This window comes from Rhodopseudomonas sp. P1 (assembly GCF_039642825.1).
GTDB classification, from domain to species: Bacteria; Pseudomonadota; Alphaproteobacteria; order Rhizobiales; family Xanthobacteraceae; genus Rhodopseudomonas; species Rhodopseudomonas palustris_H.
This window is the reverse complement of sequence record NZ_CP088006.1, coordinates 363,377-385,139: the sequence shown is the minus strand read 5'-3', so window position 1 is coordinate 385,139 and position 21,763 is coordinate 363,377. Positions and strand designations below refer to the sequence as shown.

19 protein-coding genes are annotated in these 21,763 nt (G+C 64.3%); 15 read left to right on the top strand and 4 right to left on the bottom strand.

The annotated features are described in order from the left end of the window. Nucleotides 1-209: 209 nt before the first annotated feature. Nucleotides 210-1,109, top strand: a complete 900-nt coding sequence (rpoH, locus tag LRC39_RS01855) for an RNA polymerase sigma factor RpoH (protein WP_107342595.1) — start codon at nt 210-212, stop codon at nt 1,107-1,109. Between the two features lie 175 nt (nt 1,110-1,284). Beyond that, nucleotides 1,285-1,647 (top strand): hypothetical protein, encoded by a 363-nt coding sequence (locus tag LRC39_RS01850; protein WP_107342593.1) that lies wholly within the window; start codon nt 1,285-1,287, stop codon nt 1,645-1,647. A 95-nt stretch (nt 1,648-1,742) separates the two neighbouring features. Here LRC39_RS01850 and bla read toward each other — a convergent pair whose 3' ends face one another. Continuing rightward, on the bottom strand, nt 1,743-2,618 hold the full coding sequence (gene bla, locus LRC39_RS01845; RefSeq protein ID WP_346296154.1) for a class A beta-lactamase: 876 nt from the start codon (nt 2,616-2,618) through the stop codon (nt 1,743-1,745). Nucleotides 2,619-2,906: 288 nt separating this feature from the next. On the opposite strand from bla, the gene LRC39_RS01840 reads away from it, so the two are divergent. Further along, nucleotides 2,907-3,791, top strand: coding sequence for a hypothetical protein (locus LRC39_RS01840; RefSeq protein ID WP_346296153.1), 885 nt, complete (start codon nt 2,907-2,909; stop codon nt 3,789-3,791). Between the two features lie 87 nt (nt 3,792-3,878). Here LRC39_RS01840 and LRC39_RS01835 read toward each other — a convergent pair whose 3' ends face one another. After that, on the bottom strand, nt 3,879-5,492 hold the full coding sequence (locus tag LRC39_RS01835) for a phosphoenolpyruvate carboxykinase (protein WP_346296152.1): 1,614 nt from the start codon (nt 5,490-5,492) through the stop codon (nt 3,879-3,881). Nucleotides 5,493-5,680: 188 nt separating this feature from the next. Then, the gene (locus tag LRC39_RS01830) at nt 5,681-6,415 is read right to left on the bottom strand and encodes a HugZ family protein (RefSeq protein WP_164572003.1); all 735 of its coding nucleotides are present in this window, start codon (nt 6,413-6,415) and stop codon (nt 5,681-5,683) included. A 233-nt stretch (nt 6,416-6,648) separates the two neighbouring features. Between LRC39_RS01830 and LRC39_RS01825 the strand changes: the two genes are divergently transcribed. From LRC39_RS01825 to LRC39_RS01805, 5 genes are all read left to right on the top strand, one after another. Further along, nucleotides 6,649-7,350, top strand: a complete 702-nt coding sequence (locus LRC39_RS01825; protein WP_011155926.1) for a response regulator transcription factor — start codon at nt 6,649-6,651, stop codon at nt 7,348-7,350. 105 nt (nt 7,351-7,455) lie between these two features. Then, the gene (locus LRC39_RS01820) at nt 7,456-9,255 is read left to right on the top strand and encodes a sensor histidine kinase (protein ID WP_346296151.1); all 1,800 of its coding nucleotides are present in this window, start codon (nt 7,456-7,458) and stop codon (nt 9,253-9,255) included. Next, nucleotides 9,252-9,719 (top strand): HPr kinase/phosphorylase, encoded by a 468-nt coding sequence (locus LRC39_RS01815; RefSeq protein ID WP_346296150.1) that lies wholly within the window; start codon nt 9,252-9,254, stop codon nt 9,717-9,719. The genes LRC39_RS01820 and LRC39_RS01815 overlap by 4 nt, the downstream gene beginning before the upstream one ends. Before the next feature lie 187 nt (nt 9,720-9,906). Further along, a complete protein-coding gene (locus tag LRC39_RS01810; protein WP_011155923.1) occupies nt 9,907-10,308 on the top strand; it encodes a PTS sugar transporter subunit IIA in 402 nt (133 codons plus the stop codon). Further along, nucleotides 10,305-10,637, top strand: coding sequence for an HPr family phosphocarrier protein (locus tag LRC39_RS01805; protein ID WP_107353926.1), 333 nt, complete (start codon nt 10,305-10,307; stop codon nt 10,635-10,637). Before LRC39_RS01810 ends, LRC39_RS01805 begins: the two co-directional genes overlap by 4 nt. A gap of 51 nt (nt 10,638-10,688) precedes the next feature. Here the strand turns inward: LRC39_RS01805 and LRC39_RS01800 are convergent, their stop codons facing one another. Next, nucleotides 10,689-12,227, bottom strand: coding sequence for a glycosyltransferase family 39 protein (locus LRC39_RS01800; protein ID WP_346296149.1), 1,539 nt, complete (start codon nt 12,225-12,227; stop codon nt 10,689-10,691). 144 nt (nt 12,228-12,371) lie between these two features. On the opposite strand from LRC39_RS01800, the gene lepA reads away from it, so the two are divergent. From lepA to bchO, 7 genes are all read left to right on the top strand, one after another. Further along, nucleotides 12,372-14,183 carry a translation elongation factor 4 gene (gene lepA, locus LRC39_RS01795; RefSeq protein WP_346296148.1) on the top strand — a complete coding sequence of 604 codons (1,812 nt, stop codon included), beginning with the start codon at nt 12,372-12,374 and terminating at the stop codon, nt 14,181-14,183. Nucleotides 14,184-14,208: 25 nt separating this feature from the next. Then, the gene (locus LRC39_RS01790; RefSeq protein ID WP_346296147.1) at nt 14,209-15,120 is read left to right on the top strand and encodes a hypothetical protein; all 912 of its coding nucleotides are present in this window, start codon (nt 14,209-14,211) and stop codon (nt 15,118-15,120) included. A 246-nt stretch (nt 15,121-15,366) separates the two neighbouring features. Further along, nucleotides 15,367-15,777 carry a hypothetical protein gene (locus LRC39_RS01785; protein ID WP_346296146.1) on the top strand — a complete coding sequence of 137 codons (411 nt, stop codon included), beginning with the start codon at nt 15,367-15,369 and terminating at the stop codon, nt 15,775-15,777. Nucleotides 15,778-16,259: 482 nt separating this feature from the next. Then, complete coding sequence (locus LRC39_RS01780; protein ID WP_346296145.1) at nt 16,260-17,111, top strand: alpha/beta fold hydrolase; 852 nt, start codon at nt 16,260-16,262, stop codon at nt 17,109-17,111. Between the two features lie 354 nt (nt 17,112-17,465). Next, nucleotides 17,466-19,298 carry a bifunctional isocitrate dehydrogenase kinase/phosphatase gene (aceK, locus tag LRC39_RS01775; protein WP_346296144.1) on the top strand — a complete coding sequence of 611 codons (1,833 nt, stop codon included), beginning with the start codon at nt 17,466-17,468 and terminating at the stop codon, nt 19,296-19,298. 90 nt (nt 19,299-19,388) lie between these two features. Next, the gene (locus LRC39_RS01770) at nt 19,389-20,132 is read left to right on the top strand and encodes a sulfate transporter family protein (RefSeq protein ID WP_107353921.1); all 744 of its coding nucleotides are present in this window, start codon (nt 19,389-19,391) and stop codon (nt 20,130-20,132) included. Nucleotides 20,133-20,710: 578 nt separating this feature from the next. Next, entirely contained in the window at nt 20,711-21,652 is a 942-nt protein-coding gene (gene bchO / locus LRC39_RS01765; RefSeq protein ID WP_430624952.1) for an alpha/beta fold hydrolase BchO, read from the top strand. Nucleotides 21,653-21,763: the final 111 nt, after the last annotated feature.

Here is a 21,763-nt window from a genome sequence, read left to right as displayed (position 1 = left end):
AGAAAACATAAATCATTTCACCGCGTTGTTGCGGCGTAACAACGACGTGACAAGACCGTAACTAAACTTGCGCGACTAACGTATTGTATATTGCAGGTGCGTTGGGATGGCCCAACGCGGAACATCGCAGGCCGGTCGGCTTTGACACAGCGATCCGCCTGCCTGGCCGCCCGCTGTCGGGGGCCTGAAACCCAATTGGAGGGCGCTGAATGGCCCGTGCTGCTACGCTCCCGGTCCTTAACGGAGAATCCGGCCTCGCTCGTTACCTTGCGGAAATCCGCAAGTTTCCGATGCTCGAGCCCGGCCAAGAGTACATGCTCGCCAAGCGCTGGCGCGAACACGGTGATCGCGACGCGGCGCATCAACTCGTCACCAGCCACCTTCGCCTCGTCGCCAAGATCGCGATGGGCTACCGCGGCTATGGCCTGCCGATTTCCGAAGTCGTCTCCGAAGGCAACGTCGGCCTGATGCAGGCGGTGAAGCGGTTCGAGCCCGAGAAGGGCTTCCGCCTCGCCACCTACGCGATGTGGTGGATCAAGGCGTCGATTCAAGAGTACATCCTGCGTTCGTGGTCACTTGTGAAGATGGGGACCACCGCGAACCAGAAGAAGCTGTTCTTCAACCTGCGCAAGGCGAAGAGCAAGATTTCGGCGCTGGACGAGGGTGATCTGCATCCCGACCAGGTCAAGCTGATCGCGACCCGTCTCGGCGTCACCGAGCAGGACGTGGTCGACATGAACCGCCGCCTCGGCGGCGACGCCTCGCTCAACGCGCCGATCCGTGACGATGGCGAGCCGGGCGAATGGCAGGACTGGCTGGTCGATCAGTCGCCGAGCCAGGAAGCCGTGATGGCCGAGCACGAAGAGCTCGACCAGCGCCGGGCCGCGCTGAACGGCGCGATCCAGGTGCTCAACCCGCGCGAACGGCGGATCTTCGAGGCCCGCCGCCTCGCCGACGAGCCGATGACGCTGGAAGACCTGGCCGCCGAGTTCGGCGTGTCGCGCGAGCGCGTGCGCCAGATCGAGGTGCGGGCGTTCGAGAAGGTGCAGAGCGCCGTCAAGGGCACCATCGCCCGCCAGGAGCAGGCGGCGCTGGAAGCCGCGCACTGATCGCACGCCGCGATAGACCGAAAGCTACGAACCCCGCCCTCGCCGGCGGGGTTTTTGTTTGCGCGCTCGCATCGCGGGCGCAGGGCCTGTGGCCAACCGACGCGCCAATCCTTAACACACTGTTAACCCGCCGGGTGTGGAGTGCCCGGGCGAGATTCGTTATGGGAGCCGCGCGATGGCTGACATCATGAGCGTGCTGGCGTCGGGTTATACGTCCGCGGCGCTGCAGACGCCGTCGAAGACCAAATACGTCAATGTCGATCCGGCGCTCTACAACGGCACCTGGACCGGCACCTATTCGAACACCAAGAAGTTCTCGATCACCGTCTCCGACGTGCAGGGCTTCCGCGCGCAGGTGAAGTATCAAAGCGAAGGCACGGTGAAGTATCAGAGCGTGCTGATCAAGGACGGCTCGTTCCGGATTGGCGATACCAAGTTCGCGCTCGGCAAGAACGACACCGCCTCGATCCGCAACGTCGTCACCGATCCGGCCACCGGCCAGACCCAGCTCGTCACCGGCACGGCCAAGCGAAGCTGAGGCATCGCGCTCGCGGATGCCGCTCGGCGGCTGTTTCGAGCGCGTTATTTTCATCAGTTGCCGTCATGGCCGGGCTCGTCCGCGCCTCGCGCGGCTCAGCCGCGCAGGGCGTCCGCCACCGCGACGCCGACATCGGCAATGATCTTGTTCTGCTGATCGCGCGCCACCGTCGCGCCGGTGAGATACACCGTGACGATCAGCGGCGCACGCTGCGGCGGCCAGAACACGGCGATGTCGTTGGCGGTGCCGTTGTCACCGGTGCCGGTCTTGTCCGCCACGGCCCAGCCGGACGGCACGCCGGCGCGCAGGCGGGTGCCGCCGGTGGTGTTGGCCTTGAGCCAAGCAATCAGCTGCGCGCGCAACGTCGCCGACAGGGCGTCACCCAGCGTGAGCGCGCGCAGAGTCTGCGCCATCGCACGCGGCGAGGTGGTGTCGCGCGGATCGCCGGGCAGCGCTTGGCTGAGTTCCGTTTCGATGCGATCGAGCCGCGTGGCCTCGTCGCCGAGTGATCGGACGAACGCCGTGAGCCCGGCCGGCCCGCCGAAGCTCGCCAGCAACAGATTGCCGGCGGTGTTGTCGCTCAGCGTGATCGCGGCCTCGCACAGCTCGGCAATCGTCATGCCGCCCTCGACGTGTTTCTCGGTCGCCGGCGAATAGGTGACGAGGTCCGACTTCGCATAGCTGACCCGGCGGTCGAGGTTTTCCTGCTTACGGTCGACCCGCGCCAGCACGAGACCGGCGGCGAGCGCCTTGAAGGTGCTGCACATCGGAAACCGCTCGTCGAGACGATGACCGATCATGCGCCCGCTGGCGGTGTCCAGCACGCCGACGCCGAGCCGGCCGCCGCTGCCGGCTTCGAGCCGCGCGCACCTATCGGCGAGTGCGTCGGCTGCCAGCGCGGCAGAACCGCCGAACAGGCTTAAGCCGGCGAGTGCCGTCGCGGTCTTCATCAATTCACGCCGATCGATCATTCATCACCTACTACGCAGATGTTTGCGCGATATGTATCAAGAGAAACGAGGCGACGTTGCGGCCATTCTGTCGTCCATCGCACAGATCGAGCGCGCAGTCGCGCCGATCTGCGACAGTGCGCCTCAGGCCGCGGCCGGCCGTCTGCAACAGCACTGTCATGCTGCATCGGTAATTCGCAGTCGATGTCTCGTCATCGACCGCCTGATGCGGATCGCACATCGCGCCCGATCGGGACCGCGTCGGCGCGATCGCATCGCCTCCGTTCAGTTCCCACCAAGGGCCAATTCATGCGCCACACCCTGCTGACTTCGATTACTTCCGCGCTCATCGCCGTGGCGGTCTCCGCCGGCGCCGCCGCTGCCGCCGCTGCCGCCGATGGCACGATCGACAACAGCGCGCTGTCGAAATCCGAATTCCGCGATCACGCTCGCACCTTCGGCCTGGTCTACACGCTGCCGCAGAACGTCAACGACGTGCTCGACAGTACCATCCGCGGGCCGCTGAAAGAAAAGCTGCTGAACGCCAAGCTCGACACCGAAGCGCAGATGTTCAACATCCCGCACGTCACCGTGGTGCACGTCCACAGCGCCGATCCGGCGACGCCGGAGAAGATGCTGGCGGCGATGCCGAAGCTGCCGCCGGTGCTCACCGTCAAGCTGAAGACGTTCTACACCACCGAAGCCGCCAAAGGCGCCGGCCGTCCGTGGTGGTTCGACCTCGGTGTTGTCAAAGAAGGCAAGAGCTTCGACGACATGATGGCGTTCAACACCACCGCGACCGCGGCGCTGACTCCGCTGCGCGACGGCCCGCTGCCGCGCTGCACCGGCCCGGTCTATGGGGCGATGGGCGACGCCGCCAAGGATCTGGTCCGGACCGTCGGCGTCAGCGGCGTCAACGTCGTCAAGGACGGCAAGGAGCTGCGCTCGCACAATCCGCACACCACGCTGGTCTACAGCATGGCCAGGTTCACGCCGGAGCTGCAGGCGCAGATGAATCAGGCCGCCAAGGAGTTCAACCAGATCCTGCCGGACGGCATCGACGCCACCTTCAAAACCGTGTCGATCGTCGAGCTCGGCTTTGCCGGCAACGTGCTGCGCGAAGTCTATCGGATCAGCCTCGAAGACGGCGCGGTGACGACCATCGCCACCGGCAAGACCGCGTCGCTGAAGTAATCGTCGCTGCCGGGCGTTCGGCATACGGGCAAGAAAAAGGGCGGCCTTGCGGGCCGCCCTTCGTATTTCGTTCGATCGCCAGCGTGCTTATTCGGCGGCCATCTTGACGTCCGGCGCGGCGGCGCGGACTTCGGCGTCGACCTGCGCTTCGAACTTGGCGAAGTTCTTCTGGAACATGCCGACCAGCTTGCGGGCGGTGGTATCGAACGCCGCCTTGTCGGCCCAGGTCTTCACCGGGTCGAGGATTTCGCTCGGCACGCCCGGCAGCGCGGTCGGGACCGCGAAGCCGAAATACGGATCGGTGCGGAATTCGACGTTACGCAGGCTGCCGTCGAGCGCCGCGGTCAGCAGTGCGCGGGTGACCTTGATCGGCATGCGGTGGCCGGTGCCGTAGATGCCGCCGGTCCAGCCGGTGTTGACCAGCCAGCAGTCGACATTGTGCTTGGCGATCAGCTCGCGCAGCATGTTGCCGTACACCGACGGATCGCGCGGCAGGAACGGCGAGCCGAAGCAGGTCGAGAATTCCGGGGTCGGCTCGGTGACGCCACGCTCGGTGCCGGCCACCTTGGCGGTGTAGCCCGACAGGAAGTGATACATCGCCTGCGCCGGGGTCAGCTTGGCGATCGGCGGCATCACGCCGAACGCGTCGGCGGCGAGCATCACCACGTTCTTCGGCTGGCCGGCGCGGCCGGTCAGCGACGCATTCGGGATCGACTCCAGCGGATAGGCCGAGCGGGTGTTCTCGGTCTTGGAGCCGTCGTCGAAGTCCGGCTTGCGGTCGATGTCGCCGAGCACGACGTTCTCGAGCACGGCGCCGAAGCGGGTCGAGGCGGCGTAGATTTCCGGCTCGTTCTCGGCCGACAGCTTGATGCACTTGGCGTAGCAGCCGCCTTCGAAGTTGAAGACGCCGTCCTTGCCCCAACCGTGCTCGTCATCGCCGATCAGCGTGCGGTTCGGATCGGCCGACAGGGTGGTCTTGCCGGTGCCGGACAGGCCGAAGAAGATCGCGGTGTCGCCATTCGGACCGACGTTGGCCGAGCAGTGCATCGGCAGCACGCCCTTCTCGGGCAGGTAGTAGTTCAGCGTGGTGAACACGCTCTTCTTCATTTCACCGGCGTACTGAGTGCCGCCGATCAGCACGATCTTACGGGCGAAGTCGATCGCGACGACGTTTTCGGAGCGGCAGCCATGGCGCTTCGGATCAGCGCGGAAGCTCGGCAAATCGATCAGCGTCAGCTCGGGAACGAAGTTCTCCAGCTCGGCGCGCTCGGGACGGCGCAGCAGCGTGCGGATGAACAGCGAGTGCCAGGCGAGCTCGGTGTAAACGCGGGTCTTGATGCGGAAGGTCGGATCGGCGCCGCCGTACAGGTCCTGCGCGAACAGGGTCATGCCTTCGGCGTGCTTGAGGAAGTCCTGATACAGCGTCTCGAACTGCTCGGCGGTGATCGACTGATTACCACCCCACCACATGGTGTTTTCGGTGGTGGCGTCGCGAACCGTGAACTTGTCCTTCGGGCTGCGACCGGTGAACACGCCGGTGTCCGCGACAAGCGCGCCATCCGACGACAACACCGCTTCGCCGTTCTTCAGGGCGTGCTCATAGAGCTGAGGTGCACCGAAGTTCCAGTACACGCCTTTGAGATTTTTGAGGCCGAATTTGTCGGTGCCGTAAGCACCGTTATGCACGCCCGTCTCTTGCACGAATAGATCCTCCTCGAATCCGCGTTGTCTCGATCGCGCGATTGCCGCCAACGCGCATCACTGGCCGCGGTAACGTCAATATATACCGCCCTGATCCAGTGGGGCGACTGAATAGTGGCGAACGAGGGGTTTGCCAACCCGGCCGGCATTATTTCGTTTACCGCCGAGCGACATTGCGCTGGCTCAAGTCATTCCGTTTTGCGGGCAATGTCAGCCATGCGTTTCAGCATGTCCCGCAATGCAACAGAGTTTTCCACGCGAGATGGAAAGTCGAGCCGCAGGGTTGCACGCTCGCATTGCAGATCGAGTCCTTCAGGGTCGATGCCGGTGCAGCGCCAGTCGGCTTCGCCGGCGCCGAGTAGCTGCGTTGCGTACAACTTCATTGTATCTGGATGATCGGCATTGATGTGTTCGACCGCTGAAGCCTCCACCTCGAGCAGCGCCTCTGCGCCGGTCAGATCGGTCAAGTAACGGTCGGGCGAAAGGTCGAGGATCCGGCCGAACCCGGCCACCAGATGCAGCCCCGAGCTCTCGATCTTGAACAGCGAGAAGTCGGCAAAGTCGATGTAGCCCTCGGCCCCGGGATGCGCCGCGAGATACCGCCGCCGCCACAGCGGCAGTTCGTCGGGGCGCGCCGCAACGACCTTGCCGACCAACATGATCCGCGCACCCTCGAGCGGGTCGCCGGCACTGCGCTCATCCAGCATCAGCGATACCCGCGGGTCGGCCAGGACGTTGCGGGTGTGGATCGCAAGCCGGGAGATCAGCAGCAGCGGCGAGCCGTCGGGATGGCTGGCAAGATTGACCAGTGAGCAATACGGCGCACCGTCCTTTTCCATCAGGGTCGCGAGCGCGCCCTCGCGGCGGCGGCGCAGCAGCGATTTGGCGAGCTTGGGGGCGCTGAAATCGGGGGTCGGCTGCATCGAACACCTGTCGATTTGAGTTCAGTTCCTGCCAAGGATTGGCAGGTTGGGCCCTTTGCAGCCCGAAAAAGCGGCATATATCAGGGCCGGCTTGGCCCGATCGCGCGAATTCGGAACCGGCCACATTTCAGCCCAGCTTGCATTGCTCGTTGACTGTGCTTTCTGGGCCACCTCACACCGCGGATCGCCGAATCGTTTCGCTGTCTCGCCACGCCGTTTCGGAAAGAAGCCTCATGCCTACAATCGCTTTGGTCGACGACGACCGCAACATTCTGACTTCGGTCTCGATCGCGCTGGAAGCCGAAGGCTACCGGATCATGACCTATACCGACGGCGCCTCGGCGCTCGACGGCTTCCGGACCACGCCGCCCGACCTTGCCATCCTCGACATCAAGATGCCGCGGATGGATGGCATGGAAACGCTGCGCCGGCTGCGGCAGAAGTCCGACCTGCCGGTGATCTTCCTCACCTCCAAGGACGAGGAGATCGACGAGCTGTTCGGCCTGAAAATGGGCGCCGACGATTTCATCCGGAAGCCGTTCTCGCAGCGGCTGCTGGTGGAGCGCGTCAAGGCGGTGCTGCGGCGCTCGGCGCCGAAGGACCCGGCGGCGGCTCCGAAGGAGAACGACGCCAAGGCGCTCGACCGCGGCCCGCTGCGGATGGACCCGGAGCGCCATACCTGCACCTGGAAGAACGAGCCGGTGACGCTGACGGTCACCGAATTCCTGATCCTGCAGGCGCTGGCGACCCGGCCCGGCGTGGTGAAGAGCCGCAATGCCTTGATGGACGCGGCCTATGACGACCAGGTCTATGTCGACGACCGAACCATCGACAGCCACATCAAGCGGCTGCGCAAGAAGTTCAAGGCGGTCGACGACGAGTTCGAGATGATCGAGACGCTGTACGGCGTCGGCTATCGTTTCAAGGAAATCTGATCGGGGCGGCATACCGCCGGCGCTGCGGCTGACGATGTCGCTGCATTGCGCTACAATCCGCGACGCGCGCTGTGCGCGTGTCGGTAACCATCGGGCTGATGGCCATTGCTAGATCGCACCTCGCCTGATCCAGATGTCCGCGACACCGACGATGATTCCTCGGTGCACGATGAGACTCCGGTGCACGGTCGTTGGCCGCGGCCGCTCGACTGGGTGCGCCGCACCGGTCAGTTCTTCTTCACGCTCAGCTTCTCGAGCCTGACGCGGCGGATTCTGTCGCTGAACCTCGCCGGCCTGCTCGCGCTGTCGACCAGCATTCTGTACCTGTCGCAATTCCGCGCCGGCCTGATCGACGCCCGCGCCCAGAGCCTGCTGGTGCAGGCCGAAATCATCGCCGGCGCGATCGCCGCCTCGGCGACGGTCGAAACCAACACCATCACCATCGATCCCGACCGGCTGCTCGACCTCAAGCCCGGCGAGAGCTACGGCCCGCCGGACGAATATGCGGTACTGGATTTCCCGATCAATCCGGAGCGCGTCGCGCCGGTGCTGCGGCGGCTGATCTCGCCGACCAAGACCCGCGCCCGGATCTACGATCGCGACGGCGTGCTGATCCTCGATAGCCGCAGCCTGTATGGCCGCGGCGACGTGATGCGGTTCGAGCTGCCGCCGCCGACCGCCGAGAAGCCCGGCATCGTCGAGCGGGCGATGATCGCGATCCGCACCTGGTTCAATCGCGGCGACCTGCCGCTGTATCGCGAGCTCGGCCCGGAGAACGGCAACGGCTATCAGGAAGTCGCGCAGTCGCTCAAGGGCCAGAAGAGCAGCATGGTGCGGATCAACGACCGCGGCGAAGTGATCGTCTCGGTGTCGGTGCCGGTGCAGCGCTTCCGCGCGATCTACGGCTCGCTGATGCTGTCGACCCAGGGCGACGACATCGACCAGATGGTCACCGCCGAACGGCTCGCGATCCTCAAAGTGTTCGGCGTCGCCGCCGTAGTGATGTTCGTGCTTTCGGTGCTGCTGGCCTCGACCATCGCCGGCCCGGTGCGCCGGCTCGCCGACGCCGCCGAGCGGGTCCGACGCCGCATCCGCGCCCGCGTCGAGATCCCGGATTTCACCAAGCGCCGCGACGAGATCGGGCATCTGTCCGGCGCGCTGCGCGACATGACGGACTCGCTCTACAACCGCATCGAGGCGATCGAGCGGTTCGCCGCCGATGTCAGCCACGAATTGAAGAACCCGCTGACGTCGCTGCGCTCGGCGGTGGAAACGCTGCCGCTGGCCAAGACCGACAACAGCCGGGCGCGGCTGCTCAGCGTGATCGAACACGACGTCAAACGGCTCGACCGGCTGATCTCGGACATTTCCGATGCCAGCCGGCTCGACGCCGAATTGCAGCGCCAGGACGCCGCGCAGGTCGATCTGCGCCGGCTGCTGACGACGCTGACGCTGGTCGCCAACGAGACCCGGCTCGGCCACAACGCGCTGGTCGAGGTGAAATTCGACGGCCCGGCGGCCGATCAGTTCTCGGTGCCCGGCCACGACTCCCGGCTCGGCCAGGTGATCTCCAACCTGCTGTCGAACGCGCAGTCGTTCTCGCGCGAAGGCGGCAAGGTCCGCATCCTGTGCCGCCGCCGCAAGACCGAGATCGAGATCATCGTCGAGGACGAGGGCCCCGGCATCCGCGACGACGCATTCGAGAAGATCTTCGAGCGCTTCTACACCGACCGGCCGCACCAGGGCTTCGGCCAGAATTCGGGCCTCGGCCTGTCGATCTCCAAGCAGATCGTCGAAGCCCATGGCGGCAAGATCTGGGCTGAGAACCGGGTCAGCCCGCGGGGCGAGGACGGCGAACCGACCATCGCCGGCGCCCGCTTCATCGTCCGGCTGCCGGCGACATGACCGAAGCTGTGCCGCGCACCGTCCATGCCTCCGCCGTGAAGGTCGGGGACCTGGCGGTGGTGATTCGCGGCCCGTCCGGCTCCGGCAAGTCACGGCTGGCCTGGGCGCTGATCCTCGCCGGCCGTGCCGGCCAAATCCCGCCGGTGGAACTTATTGGCGACGACCGTGTCTTCATGGAACCCGAACAGGGACGGGTGACGGTTCGTCAGGTGCCGGAGCTCGCCGGCATGATCGAAATCCGCGGTCTCGGCCTGCGGCGCACGGCTTCGGCCGCCTGCGCCGTCGCCGGTCTGGTGGTCGATCTGGACGCCGCGGATGCGTCGCGCATGCCGGAGGCGGCGGCACGACGGACCGAAATCGGCGGCGTCCAATTGCCGCGGGTTCCGGTCGGGGCCGGCTACGATCCGCTACCCTTGGTAGTGGCGGCGCTGACAACAACCGACGCCGCGGAGGAGGACGCTTGATTGGAGGTTTGTTCGCAGCGATTTGGTAACTATATCAGCCACACAATCGTCACTGAACGGCCCCGCCGCAGCTCCTCAGCGCCTTGCCTTCGACGGAGAATCGCGAAGACCCCCTTGCATAGGGGCTCTGGATGGTCAAAGTGACCGGTTCGCGCGGTGCACCACAAGCACCCGCGAGGAGTTTCCGATGATTGGTCTGGTACTTGTGACCCACGGGCGCCTTGCCGACGAGTTCAAGGCAGCGCTGGAACACGTGATGGGGCCACAGCAACAAATCGAAGCCGTCACGATTGGCGCCGAGGACGACGCCGATCTGTGCCGCAGCGACATCATCGAGGCGGTCAACCGCGTCGACAGCGGCGAGGGCGTCGCGATCCTGACCGATATGTTCGGGGGCACGCCGTCCAACCTGGCGATTTCCTGCATGAGCCGGCCGAAAGTCGAAGTGCTTGCCGGCATTAATTTGCCCATGCTGGTGAAGCTCGCCAAAGTCCGCGAGGAACGCTCGCTGCCGGAGGCGATTGCGCTGGCCCAGGAGGCCGGACGCAAATATGTCACCATCGCCAGTCGGGTATTGGCCGGTAAATGACGATCGACGCGCCTCAGCCCGGTTCCGCACCGGACCAAGCCTCCGGCGCTTCCGGCGATAAGATTTCCCGTGAGATCCCGGTCATCAACAAGCGCGGCCTGCATGCGCGGGCCTCGGCCAAGTTCGTGCAGATGGCCGAGCGCTTCAATGCCGAGGTCTGGGTCACCCGCAACGGCGAGACTGTCGGCGGTACCTCGATCATGGGCCTGATGATGCTGGCGGCGGGGATCGGCACCACCGTCACCGTCTCGGCCAGCGGCCCCGAAGCGCGCCAGGCGCTGGATGCGATCACCGAGCTGATGGGCTCGAAGTTCGGCGAAGAAGAATAGCGCCGCCGCCACGCCGGCCGGCCGGGCCGCCGCACCGGCGGCAACTCCCCGCTATTTCGCGCTCGCCCCCGAAGGCAGCACCAGGAAGAAAACGTCGCTGACCCGCCCGCCCGGCTGTCCGAACAGCGGCCGGCTCAGCCACACCTTGCCGCGCAGGATCTGCGGCTGGCCGGCGATGATCTGCTCGGCGGTCGCGATACAGCCCTTGTCCTCGGCCGGACACACCAGCACGGCGCCGCGCGCCGCGGCCCGCTGCTTCAGCACAGCAAGATCGGCGGTTTCGAAGCCCAGCGTGTCGGTGCGCAGGTAGAACGCGGTATTCTCGGCCAGCACGGTTTCGCCGGCGACCAGCGGCACCGCCTCGTCGCTGTGCCGGCGCCATTCACGGTCGACATGGTCGGCGAGCAGCGAGGCGTATTCGAACGGTCCCGGCGGATCGCTGAGGTGGATCACCAGCGCCACCACCGGCGACAGCGCCAGCGAGCCGAGCGACACCGCGGAGGCGACGATCAGCCCGCGCCGCACCGCCTCGCGCCCGACCGCGATCAGCGGCGAGGCCAGCAGCACGACCGGCAGCAGCGTGTAGGCCGGCATCGCCCACAGCGGCACGATGCGGATACCGGTGACGAGCGCGACCGGCATCGGCGCCACGAGCAGCAAGAGCTGGATCAGCAGGATGGTGCGCCGCTCCGACTCAGCCGGCCATGCGATGTCGGCCAGCGCCGCGCGCGACGGCCGCAGCACCACCGCGGCGGTGATCAGCGCCACCGCCGCATAGGCGACGGCGCCGGGCAGATAGGTCAGCGTATCCCGCAGGTTATCGGCCAAATCCGCCGACTCGTGCGCGGCCGCATAGGCGAAGGTCGGAAAGCCGTGGTCGGCGAGCCACCAGATATGCGGCCCCAGCACCAGGCCGCCGCACAGGATCATCAGCCACGGCGCCGGTGAGGCGAACAACCGGCCGCGCCGCGGATCGATCAGCGCCGCCAGCCCGAGCGCGACGACCAGCACGATCGACCAGTATTTCCCCAGCATCGAGGCGCCGGCGAACATGCCGGCGAGCGCCGCCCACATCGCGGCACGGCTTTCCAGCGCGCGCAGAAAACAATGGATAGTCAGCGCCCACAGCGGCAGCAGCACCGCATTGGCGTTGTATTTCAGCGCGATGAAATTGAAGAACGGGATCAGCGTCAGTAGCGCCAAGCCGAACAGCGACTTCTCGGCGTCCATGTAGCGCCGCATCGTCCGCCAGGCGATGTACAGCGTTAGCGAGATATTGGCGGTCGCCAGCAGGTGGACCGACAGATCGGACGGCGGAACCAGCGTGAACCAGGCGCGCGCCACCCAGGCCGAGAACGGCGGATGCTTGTCGGTGCCGAGCGCCAGATGCCGCGACCAGCCATACAGCTCGGTCTCGTCGGCGTGCAGATCGCGCGGCCAGGTGGCGATGATCCGATACGCGGTCCACACCGCCATATAGGCGAGCAGGGTCCAGATAACGGTAAGCTCCTGCCGCTTGGGATCGAGCAGGGCATCGAGCCAGCGCGTCAGCGGAGCGAAGGGGCGGCGGGGGGTGGAGGGAGGGGACATCCGGGCCCTGGGCTTGAGGCGTAGCGCGGCGGACATCATCCACTTCCACCGGCCACGTCAAGCGCGGCAAAACTGGCGGTTTTTCGGGAGGTTGCGGCTTCCGTTCGCCTTGCCGGGCCTGAGTCGCGATGCTATCTGGCCGCCATGACAACCGTCCCCATCGACAATATCCGCAACTTCTCCATCGTCGCCCATATCGACCATGGCAAGTCGACGCTCGCCGACCGTCTGATCCAGATGACCGGCGCGCTTAGCGACCGCGAAATGGCCGGCAAGGAGCAGGTGCTGGACTCGATGGACATCGAGCGCGAGCGCGGCATCACCATCAAGGCGCAGACCGTGCGCCTGACCTACCGGGCGCAGGACGGCAAGGACTACATCTTCAATCTGATGGACACGCCCGGCCACGTCGACTTCGCCTACGAAGTGTCGCGGTCGCTGGCGGCGTGCGAGGGCTCGCTGCTGGTGGTCGACGCCTCGCAGGGTGTCGAAGCTCAGACGCTGGCCAACGTCTATCACGCGCTCGACGCCAACCACGAAATCGTCCCGGTGCTCAACAAGGTCGACCTGCCGGCGGCCGAGCCTGAGAAGATCAAGCAGCAGATCGAGGATGTGATCGGGCTGGACGCCTCCGACGCGGTGATGATCTCGGCCAAGACCGGCCTCGGCATCCCCGACGTGCTGGAGGCGATCGTCAAGCGTCTGCCGCCGCCGAAGGGCGATCGCGACGCGACCCTGAAGGCACTGCTGGTCGACTCTTGGTACGACGTCTATCTCGGCGTCGTGGTGCTGGTGCGCGTCGTCGATGGCGTGCTCAAGAAGGGCCAGCGGATCCGGATGATGGGCACCGGCGCCGCCTACGACGTCGAGCGCGTCGGCTACTTCACGCCCAAGATGGTCAATGTCGAAGAGCTCGGCCCCGGCGAGGTCGGCTTCATTACCGCCGCGATCAAGGAAGTTGCCGACACCCGCGTCGGCGATACCATCACCGACGACAAGAAGCCGGTCACCGACATGCTGCCGGGCTTTAAGCCTGCCGTGCCGGTGGTGTTCTGTGGCCTGTTCCCGGTCGACGCCGACGATTTCGAAACGCTGCGCGCCGCGATGGGCAAGCTGCGTCTGAACGACGCCAGCTTCTCGTTCGAAATGGAAACCTCGGCCGCGCTCGGCTTTGGCTTCCGCTGCGGCTTCCTCGGTCTGTTGCACCTCGAGATCATCCAGGAGCGGCTCAGCCGCGAGTTCGATCTCGACCTGATCGCGACCGCGCCGAGCGTGATCTACAAGATGAAGCTGACCGACGGCACCGAGATGGAGATCCACAATCCGGTCGACATGCCGGACGTGGTCAAGATCGCCGAGATCCAGGAACCGTGGATCGAGGCCACCATCCTGACCCCCGACGAGTATCTCGGCTCGGTGCTGAAGCTGTGCCAGGACCGCCGCGGCAATCAGAAAGAGCTGACCTACGTCGGCGCCCGCGCGATGGTGAAGTACGACCTGCCGCTCAACGAAGTGGTGTTCGACTTCTACGACCGGCTGAAGAGCGTATCGAAGGGCTACGCCTCGTTCGACTATCACCTCACCGACTACAAGCCGGCGGATCTCGTCAAGATGCAGATCCTCGTCAACGCCGAGCCGGTCGACGCGCTGTCGATGCTGGTGCACAGGACGCGCGCCGAAGGCCGCGGCCGCGCCATGGTCGAGAAGATGAAGGAACTGATCCCGCCGCACATGTTCCAGATCCCGATCCAGGCGGCGATCGGCGGCAAAGTGATCGCCCGCGAAACCGTCCGCGCCCTACGCAAAGACGTCACCGCCAAATGCTACGGCGGCGACATCACCCGAAAGCGCAAACTTCTGGAGAAGCAGAAGGAGGGCAAAAAGAAGATGCGCCAGTTCGGCAAGGTGGACATTCCGCAGGAGGCGTTCATCGCGGCTCTGAAGGTGGATGGGTGACATCCCGAGTCGGAGCAATTGAGCAATGCCCGGAGGCGGCGAGAATCAGGAGCTCGGTGACCTTGGTGAGTCGGACTTCCAAGGGTGGTGCATTCGAAACAGCCTGAGATGTACAAAATCGAATCCTGACCGGATGGGCTGGGATTTTTTCGTTGAATTCCCCTCTCAGGCGACCCGAGGGCGCTCGCTAGATAGCCAGAACGACCTGAAAAAGGTCATGATACAAGTCAAGTCTAGCCGGAACAAGTTTGAGCATGTCAGGTGCAAACTGTCGGCTCTCAAGAATCTTGTTGATGCGGACATTCCAGCTTTCATTGCCTGCCTTCAATTCAATGGAGATAACCGCGTTATTCATGCCATGCTTGTCCACATCGGGACAGCCGCCATCGAAGTTATATTGAGAAGAGTCCGACAAGCGGAAGCAGACGGCGCCCCCGATCTTCACAGGACGTTTCTGAGCCTGCCGCTAGATGACGCAAATGAGATTCACCTTGACGGCTCAAATCTAAGAGCATTGCTTGAGCAGCACATCGGCAGCAGCAATTCCCAATATCTACAACAGAAGATCCGTGCGCGAGCTTCGTGCGGCTACGATCACAATTCGATTGGCGTGAACTTCTCGTTCGATGGCGACGATGAGCAACTTGTTGAGTTTTTAATCGGTAGACACCCTGAGATCACCATAACCAATCTCACCATACAGAGACGACGATTCGGAATCGCACTACCCTCTGACATCGATCGAATCGAGAACGGCACTCTTTCCGTCAAGTCATCTGATGCGGCGGAGGCGACTATTACGGTATCCAATAAGACGCTCGGAAGGACTGTTACATTAGCTGCTGAAATAAGCTCCACCGCTGGGATTGAGCTACCTCAAAACCTGCACCGAATGAGGCTGAACAACGATTGTTTTGACATAGTATTCAATTTTTGAGCTCAGGCGGTAGAGCTAAAATTTCTTATAGAGTCCGACGCCAAATTTCCCCTGACCGAAATTTCAAGACGTCTTCAAGCGGGTTACTTACTCGGTGAAACCGGGACAATTTTATCTCTTCAGCGCCCCCCTCTACCAAAACTCGAAGTACCAATTACTTGCGAGTCTTCAAGACTGACGGGCTATAGACTTCTCCATCAATTCGTCGAGATCTTTACGACTGCCATTCTAAAGTATCGATCAGGGATGGATCCAACAGCAACGCTTTCTCAGATTACCTCTGCCTTTGATTCGAACAAAGCAATGTTTGCGACTCTTACTCGCCGCGGATTCAGAGCCGTCATTCCATCTGAGATTGCGCAGAAGATGCCTGCGATCCGGAGATTTGTAGTCGTTATTCCGACTGTGCTCTGTCTTAACGAGATCACTTATCTTGCGGTGGCTGTTTCAGAAGCGACCTGGACCGTTCGAGCCGACGGGTCTATCGAAGCAATTGGCGGCCATCCAACAATCGTCTGGGATGGAATTGAACGAGAAGAGAATTCGGTCGCTCTGGTGATGGAAAAGACAATCTCAATTGCAAAAGCAAATGAAGGCGAGAACATCGCGATCATCACGGGGTCTGTTGAAAGAGCGCAAGCGCCTGCTGATGAGTAAATGTCGGAATGAATGAAGTAGCAAGCAGTCCGCGTGAGCGTAGCGACATCCGGGAATGGACGCTCCGTATATCGCGGTCATCTAGATAGCGGCGCGAGGCCCAGATCATGATCGATTCAAGCTACGGTCCCGAGGCCGATGCAGAACGGCGTATTCTCGACATCGAGACTTTGTCCGCCAGCATGGTATTGGCGGCCGGAGATTGGAAAAAGCCCGCCTGCCCAACAGATCCGGCAATGCCACGGCCGAATAGCCGAAGGCTCTCGGCGAGCGAGATTGAGGGCTTCCAGGCGGAAGCAAGGCTGATGGCGCATCCGGAGAACGATGCGACCGACGATTGGATCGAGGCGAATCGCGTCTGGATGGCTGGACGTGGGACGGCGATTTCGACGATTTCCCGTAGCGCTCCACTTTATCCGCAACGACGCTTCCCGCGCTTGCTGCTATCCGGCGACGATTCGACACGTCGCAAGGTGATTCGCATGGCAAAGCTCACTCGGCTGTTCGCTCCGGGTATCGTCGCACTCCTGCTCTCCGCGACCTCCGCCCTCGCCGATCCCATCGCGCCGGCCGGCAAGGCGATCGGCCATGACGCGGGTGGCCACACGATCTATCAGATCGACGCCAATGGCATCTCGATCGGCTACAAGCTGATCGGCCAGGGCGCGCCGATGGTGATGATCATGGGGCTCGGCGGCACCGCCGAGAACTGGCCGCCCCAGGTGGTCGAGGCGCTGTCGAAGACCCGTCAGCTGATCCTGATGGACAATCGCGGCATGGGCCACACGACCGCCAACGACACCACCTTCAGCTATCCGCTGTTCGCCGCAGACGTGATCGGCCTGCTTGACGCGCTCGGCGTCAAGCGCAGCGATGTGCTCGGCTATTCGATGGGCAGCACGATTACCCAGCAATTGCTGCTGCAGTACCCGGACCGGTTCAACAAGGCGCTGATTCACGCCACCTCGACGGACGGCAGCAACGTCGCCAAGGCGCTGCACGGCCGGGTGCCGGCCGACCCGATCGTGGCGCGGCAGGTCGAGGCCACCACCCATTGGAAGACCCCGCTCGATAAGCTGCCGGCGATTCCCAATCAGGTGATGCTGGTGGTCGGCACCGCCGACAACGTCGTCGGCACCGACAGCTCGAAGACGATCGCCTCCGCAATTCCCGGAGCGTGGTTGGTCCAGTTCAAGGGCGCAACGCACCATCTGATGTATGAGACCCCCGATGGCTTCTCAGCCGCCGCGCTGACGTTCTTCGAGACCAACGAGACTGTGACGCCGAAGATCGAGCCGAACGCCTCCGTCGCTCCGCCACCCGCGCAGCCGTGAGAGAGACTGAAGCGGGGCGACGGCGTCCTATCTGTCGTACCCGGTGACATTGGACAGCCCAACGACGTCACGCGGGACAGGCTCAACACCGCCGCGGTTGCTGGTCCTCTGCCTCGCCCGCTGATCGGCCAATCTCGGTCCACCAGACCTCACGGCCCCAAGCCTTCCCGCCCCGACAGATTGTCGCATCCGTCTTTCGGCGGGGGGTGTTTTGCGTCAGATCACGCTTGGAGGGGCCAAAGCCTCCCATGATGACGCAATCGCCCCGGTGGTTCGGTCCGGTGGCCGGCTGAGAGGCCGGTCCGGACGGGCAGCCGGAGGCGCGACCTGACGAGATGCGCTGACCCCGACGCAATGACCGCAACCATTTCCCACACCCGCGCCCGGCCGCTCGGCGCCGCCGAGATCGAGCACGCCACGCGGATCGCCGAGCCCGATTTCGACCTGCTCGACGCGCTGTACCGCACCGACGATCCCGACGATCAGGCGCGCCTGCTGGCGCGCGTGCTGCTGTCGGCGTTCGACAACTACTACTCGGTGTCGCGTCGGATTCCGGCGCTGGCGCAGGCGGCGTTCGAGGCGCGCGATTGGCCGGTGACGGTGCGGCTGTCGAAGATCCGGATCGGGCTGTACACCGCCTGCATCGACCAGCTGGTTCCGCTGCTGAAAGCCGGGCTGCCGGAGCTGACGACCGACGAACAGCTGTGGCCGACCGCCGAGGCCGAACTGCTCGCCGCGATCGAGGGCCGCTACGAGGCCGATTTCGCCTTCGCGTTCTGGCAGTCGCTGCGCCGCAAGCTGGTGAGCGACGAATGGCGGCCAGTGTCCTATGACGCCGGCGCCACCGCACGGCGCACCACCTCGCCAGCAGCGGTGCTGAAGACCACCACCACCACGCTGCCGATCACCGCCGAAGTGATCGCCGGGATTCTCGACGACGCTGGCTTCCGCGTGCCGTGGCGCGATCGAGACGGCGACGCGGCGCTTGCCGCGCAGGCAATCGAGACGGCGCTGGAGCCGCTCAGCCCGCGTCCCGGCGAACCGGTCAAAATCGAGATCGCCGACTCCGGCTTCTTCCGCAATCGCGGCGCCTGCCTGGTCGGCCGGATCAAACTGCGCGACCGCGGCGACATGCCGATGCGCAACCTCCCGCTGCTGATCGCGCTGCTCAATGAGAAGGACGGACTGGTCATTGACGCGGTGCTGACCGACAGCGACGAGTTGCAATATGCGTTCTCGTCGACGCTGGCGAACTACCACGCCACCAACCCGCGCTATCACGAGCTCGCCCGGCTGCTCCATGAGCTGATGCCGAAGCGGCCGCTCGGCACGCAATATTCCTGCATCGGCTTCCATCACCTCGGCAAGGTCGCGGTGATGACCGAGATCCTGGCCGAACATCGTAAGACCAAGGAAAAGCTCGCCACCGCACCGGGCTTCAAGGGCACGGTGGCGATCGCCTTCACGATGCCGTCGTCGGCCTATGTGCTGAAGATCATCCGCGACCATCCGACCGACGATTACAAGTTCGATTACTTCGACGGCCTCGACGAGGTGTTGCGCAAATACAATCTGGTGCACGAGATCGACCGCGCCGGATCGATGCTCGACAACATCATCTACTCCAACGTCAAGCTCGACCGCACGATGTTCGCACCCGAGCTGCTCGACGAGCTGCTGGAAGCCGGGATCGGCACGGTAACGCTCGATCGCGGCGCGCTGGTGTTCCGGCATCTGATCGTTCAGATCAAACTGACGCCGCTGCCGCTGTATCTCGCCAATGCGTCCGCAGCCGAATCCCGCGCCGCGGTGATCAATCTCGGCGATTGCATCAAGAACAACGCCGCGGCCGATATCTTCAACAAGGATCTCGACGGCCGCAATTACGGCGTCAGCCGCATTCGCAAAGTCTATCTGTTCGACTACGACGCAGTGGAGCCGCTGACCTCGGTCACCGTGAGCCGTGACGGTGCGGCGCCGGGTGAATTCGACAATGGCATGGTGTTCAGGCCGCAGGAGATGCTGGAGGGGCTGCGGATCGATGACCCCGGCCTGCGACGGGCCTTCCGCGACGCCCATCCGGAGCTGATGCAGGCCGATTATTGGGAAGGCATGCAGCAGGCGCTTCGCGACGGCAAGGTGCCGAAGGTGATGAATTATCCGGCGTCGCGGCGGCTGCGGCGGTAAGCGCGCGCGCCGCAGACGTCCCGGCCCTTGCCGAACATCGGCGCGGTCTCTACCTGTTCGAGGCTGTTTTTCCGGGACGAGGACGCCGCCATGCTCGACGCCGCCATCAAGGCGCTGACCCAGATTCTGTCGCCGCCGATGCGCTCGATCCTGTGGCGCTCGGTTGGCTTCGCGCTGGCGCTGATCGCGGTCGCGGCGGTCGGATTGCAGCGGCTGCTGAGCTGGCTGGCGAGTTCGAGCGAGATCTGGGCCGAAGCCACGCTGGGCGGCTTTCACACCCCGCTGAACATCTTGTCGTGGATCGTGTCGATCGCGGCGGGGCTCGGCATCGTTGTCGGCGCGGTGTTCCTGATGCCGGCGGTGACCTCACTGGTGGCCGGCATTTTCGTCGACGAGGCCGCCGAGCACGTCGAGCGCGAATACTATCCGCACGAAGCGCCGGGCGTCGCGCTGCCGATCGGGCTCGCCACCTGGGAAACGGTGAAGACCGCGCTGCTGACCATCTTGGTGTATCTGGTGGCGCTGCCGTTCCTGTTCGTCGCCGGCGCCGGCGCGATCGTGTTCTTCGTCGCCACCGCCTGGCTGCTCGGCCGGGAATATTTCGAGCTCGCCGCAATGCGTTTCCGCCCAGCGCCGGAAGCCAAGGCGATGCGGCGCGACAACGCCACCACGGTGTTCATCGGCGGACTGATCATCGCCGCCTTCGTGTCGATCCCGATCGTCAACCTGGCGACGCCGTTGTTCGGCATGGCCTTCATGGTCCATCTGCACAAGCGGCTGTCGGGATCGCGGCCCGAAGTGCTGGCGCCGGACCGGCGCAGCATGCTGCAATAAGAGGAGCCGCGCGGAACGTTAGTCGGTGCGCGCCACGCCGCGAAGCTTGCGGCGAACCGCGGACGACACCTCCTGCACGGCCCCACCGACGATCATCATCAGGAAATTGGCAAGGTGAGACATCTTCATCGCTGAGCACTCCTGGCGGGCATGGGCACCGCTTCGAACTTGAACCTGGAGGATCTTGCGATCGTTCCAAGTTGCGATGAAGTATCAGGTGGTTTGCGTCGACCGGATGCACAAAAGAGATCGCCGCTCGATATAATCGATGATGTGTCGGTCGGAGCTGACACTCAGCGTCAAGCCAACACGACGCAGAGAGATGATGAGCTGTGCCTGGTGTCGGGCTAACTTGACGAAGCGATGTCAACCTCGCGCAGGGTTCACTCCGAGCTGTTAGTTGCATTCCAATCGACGCTCTCTGTCTTTCCGCACTAATTACCATTCTGCAATTGCGAGGCGCGAAATCGATTCGCCGCAGGAACTCTGCGGCGGGACTGCGTTTGTCCGTGTGCGCCAGTTTGCTTTCGGCGCCATGGAGGCGATCAGCTTTGGTCCTTCATCCCGCGCGCGATACTCTGCAGACCTCGTCGCCGAGGCTTCCCTCACGACGGCATCATCCAAAGCCTGATTGGCAGCATGACGGCGGCGATTGGCCTCACCGCGACCGCAGCCGCTTCGTCGAAGCCGCCGGTCTTCGTTGGCACGTGCAGCAGATGGGGCGCGGGCCGACGTTGCTGCTGCTCCACGGCACCGGTGCGGCGACGCATTCGTGGCGCGACCTCGCACCGCTCCTCGCCGAGCACTTCACGGTGATCGCACCCGATCTTCCCGGTCACGGCTTCACCGAGACGCCGGAGCGCGGACGGATGTCGCTCCACGCGATGGCCGAGGACATCGCCGCACTTCTGGGCACGCTGGGGCAGCGTCCGGCGCTGGTGGCAGGACATTCGGCCGGCGTCGCAGTGCTCGCGCGGATGTGCCTCGATGGTCTGATCGCGCCGTCGGGTCTCGTCAGCCTCAACGGCGCGCTGCTGCCGATCGGCGGACGCGCCGGGCGCTGGATGCTGCCGCTCGCCAGAGTGCTGGCAGGCAGCGCCATGGTGCCGCGGCTGGTGGCGCGGTTCGCGCGCACGAAGGGCATGGTGGACCGGATGATCGCCGACACCGGCTCCTCGCTTCAGCCGGACGGCATCAAGCTGTATCGCGGGCTCGTCTGCAGCCCGGGTCACGTTGCGGCGGCACTCACCATGATGGCGAGCTGGCGGTTGGAGCGCCTCGCCGCGGAGCTGCCGCGGCTGACGCCGCGCCTGTTGCTGGTCGCCGGCAGCAACGACAAGACGATCGCGTCGACGGATGCCGAGCGGGTGCAAGCGATGGTCCCCGGCGCCCGCAGCGTGATCATGCCGGGCCTCGGCCACCTCGCGCACGAAGAACGTCCGCAGGACGTGGCCGGCCTGATGGTGGAATTCGCCCGCGAGCTCGGCGCGCTGCCGCCGGCGCTCGCCGCGGCGGAGTGACGCTGGCGGCCGCACCGGCCGCAGCGTCGCCAAACTGACGCAGTCCTGCGCTCAGAGTCGGTCCCGACGATTTCAAGCCCCATGCCCAACGCTGCGGTGACGCTGCGGCGT

Coding starts and splice junctions, on each gene's coding strand:
- rpoH (WP_107342595.1), top strand. CDS start 210: ATGGCCCGTGCTGCTACGCTCCCGGTCCTTAACGGAGAATCCGGCCTC.
- LRC39_RS01850 (WP_107342593.1), top strand. CDS start 1,285: ATGGCTGACATCATGAGCGTGCTGGCGTCGGGTTATACGTCCGCGGCG.
- bla (WP_346296154.1), bottom strand. CDS start 2,618: ATGATCGATCGGCGTGAATTGATGAAGACCGCGACGGCACTCGCCGGC.
- LRC39_RS01840 (WP_346296153.1), top strand. CDS start 2,907: ATGCGCCACACCCTGCTGACTTCGATTACTTCCGCGCTCATCGCCGTG.
- LRC39_RS01830 (WP_164572003.1), bottom strand. CDS start 6,415: ATGCAGCCGACCCCCGATTTCAGCGCCCCCAAGCTCGCCAAATCGCTG.
- LRC39_RS01825 (WP_011155926.1), top strand. CDS start 6,649: ATGCCTACAATCGCTTTGGTCGACGACGACCGCAACATTCTGACTTCG.
- LRC39_RS01815 (WP_346296150.1), top strand. CDS start 9,252: ATGACCGAAGCTGTGCCGCGCACCGTCCATGCCTCCGCCGTGAAGGTC.
- LRC39_RS01810 (WP_011155923.1), top strand. CDS start 9,907: ATGATTGGTCTGGTACTTGTGACCCACGGGCGCCTTGCCGACGAGTTC.
- LRC39_RS01805 (WP_107353926.1), top strand. CDS start 10,305: ATGACGATCGACGCGCCTCAGCCCGGTTCCGCACCGGACCAAGCCTCC.
- LRC39_RS01800 (WP_346296149.1), bottom strand. CDS start 12,227: ATGTCCCCTCCCTCCACCCCCCGCCGCCCCTTCGCTCCGCTGACGCGC.
- lepA (WP_346296148.1), top strand. CDS start 12,372: ATGACAACCGTCCCCATCGACAATATCCGCAACTTCTCCATCGTCGCC.
- LRC39_RS01790 (WP_346296147.1), top strand. CDS start 14,209: ATGCCCGGAGGCGGCGAGAATCAGGAGCTCGGTGACCTTGGTGAGTCG.
- LRC39_RS01785 (WP_346296146.1), top strand. CDS start 15,367: ATGGATCCAACAGCAACGCTTTCTCAGATTACCTCTGCCTTTGATTCG.
- LRC39_RS01780 (WP_346296145.1), top strand. CDS start 16,260: ATGGCAAAGCTCACTCGGCTGTTCGCTCCGGGTATCGTCGCACTCCTG.
- aceK (WP_346296144.1), top strand. CDS start 17,466: ATGACCGCAACCATTTCCCACACCCGCGCCCGGCCGCTCGGCGCCGCC.
- LRC39_RS01770 (WP_107353921.1), top strand. CDS start 19,389: ATGCTCGACGCCGCCATCAAGGCGCTGACCCAGATTCTGTCGCCGCCG.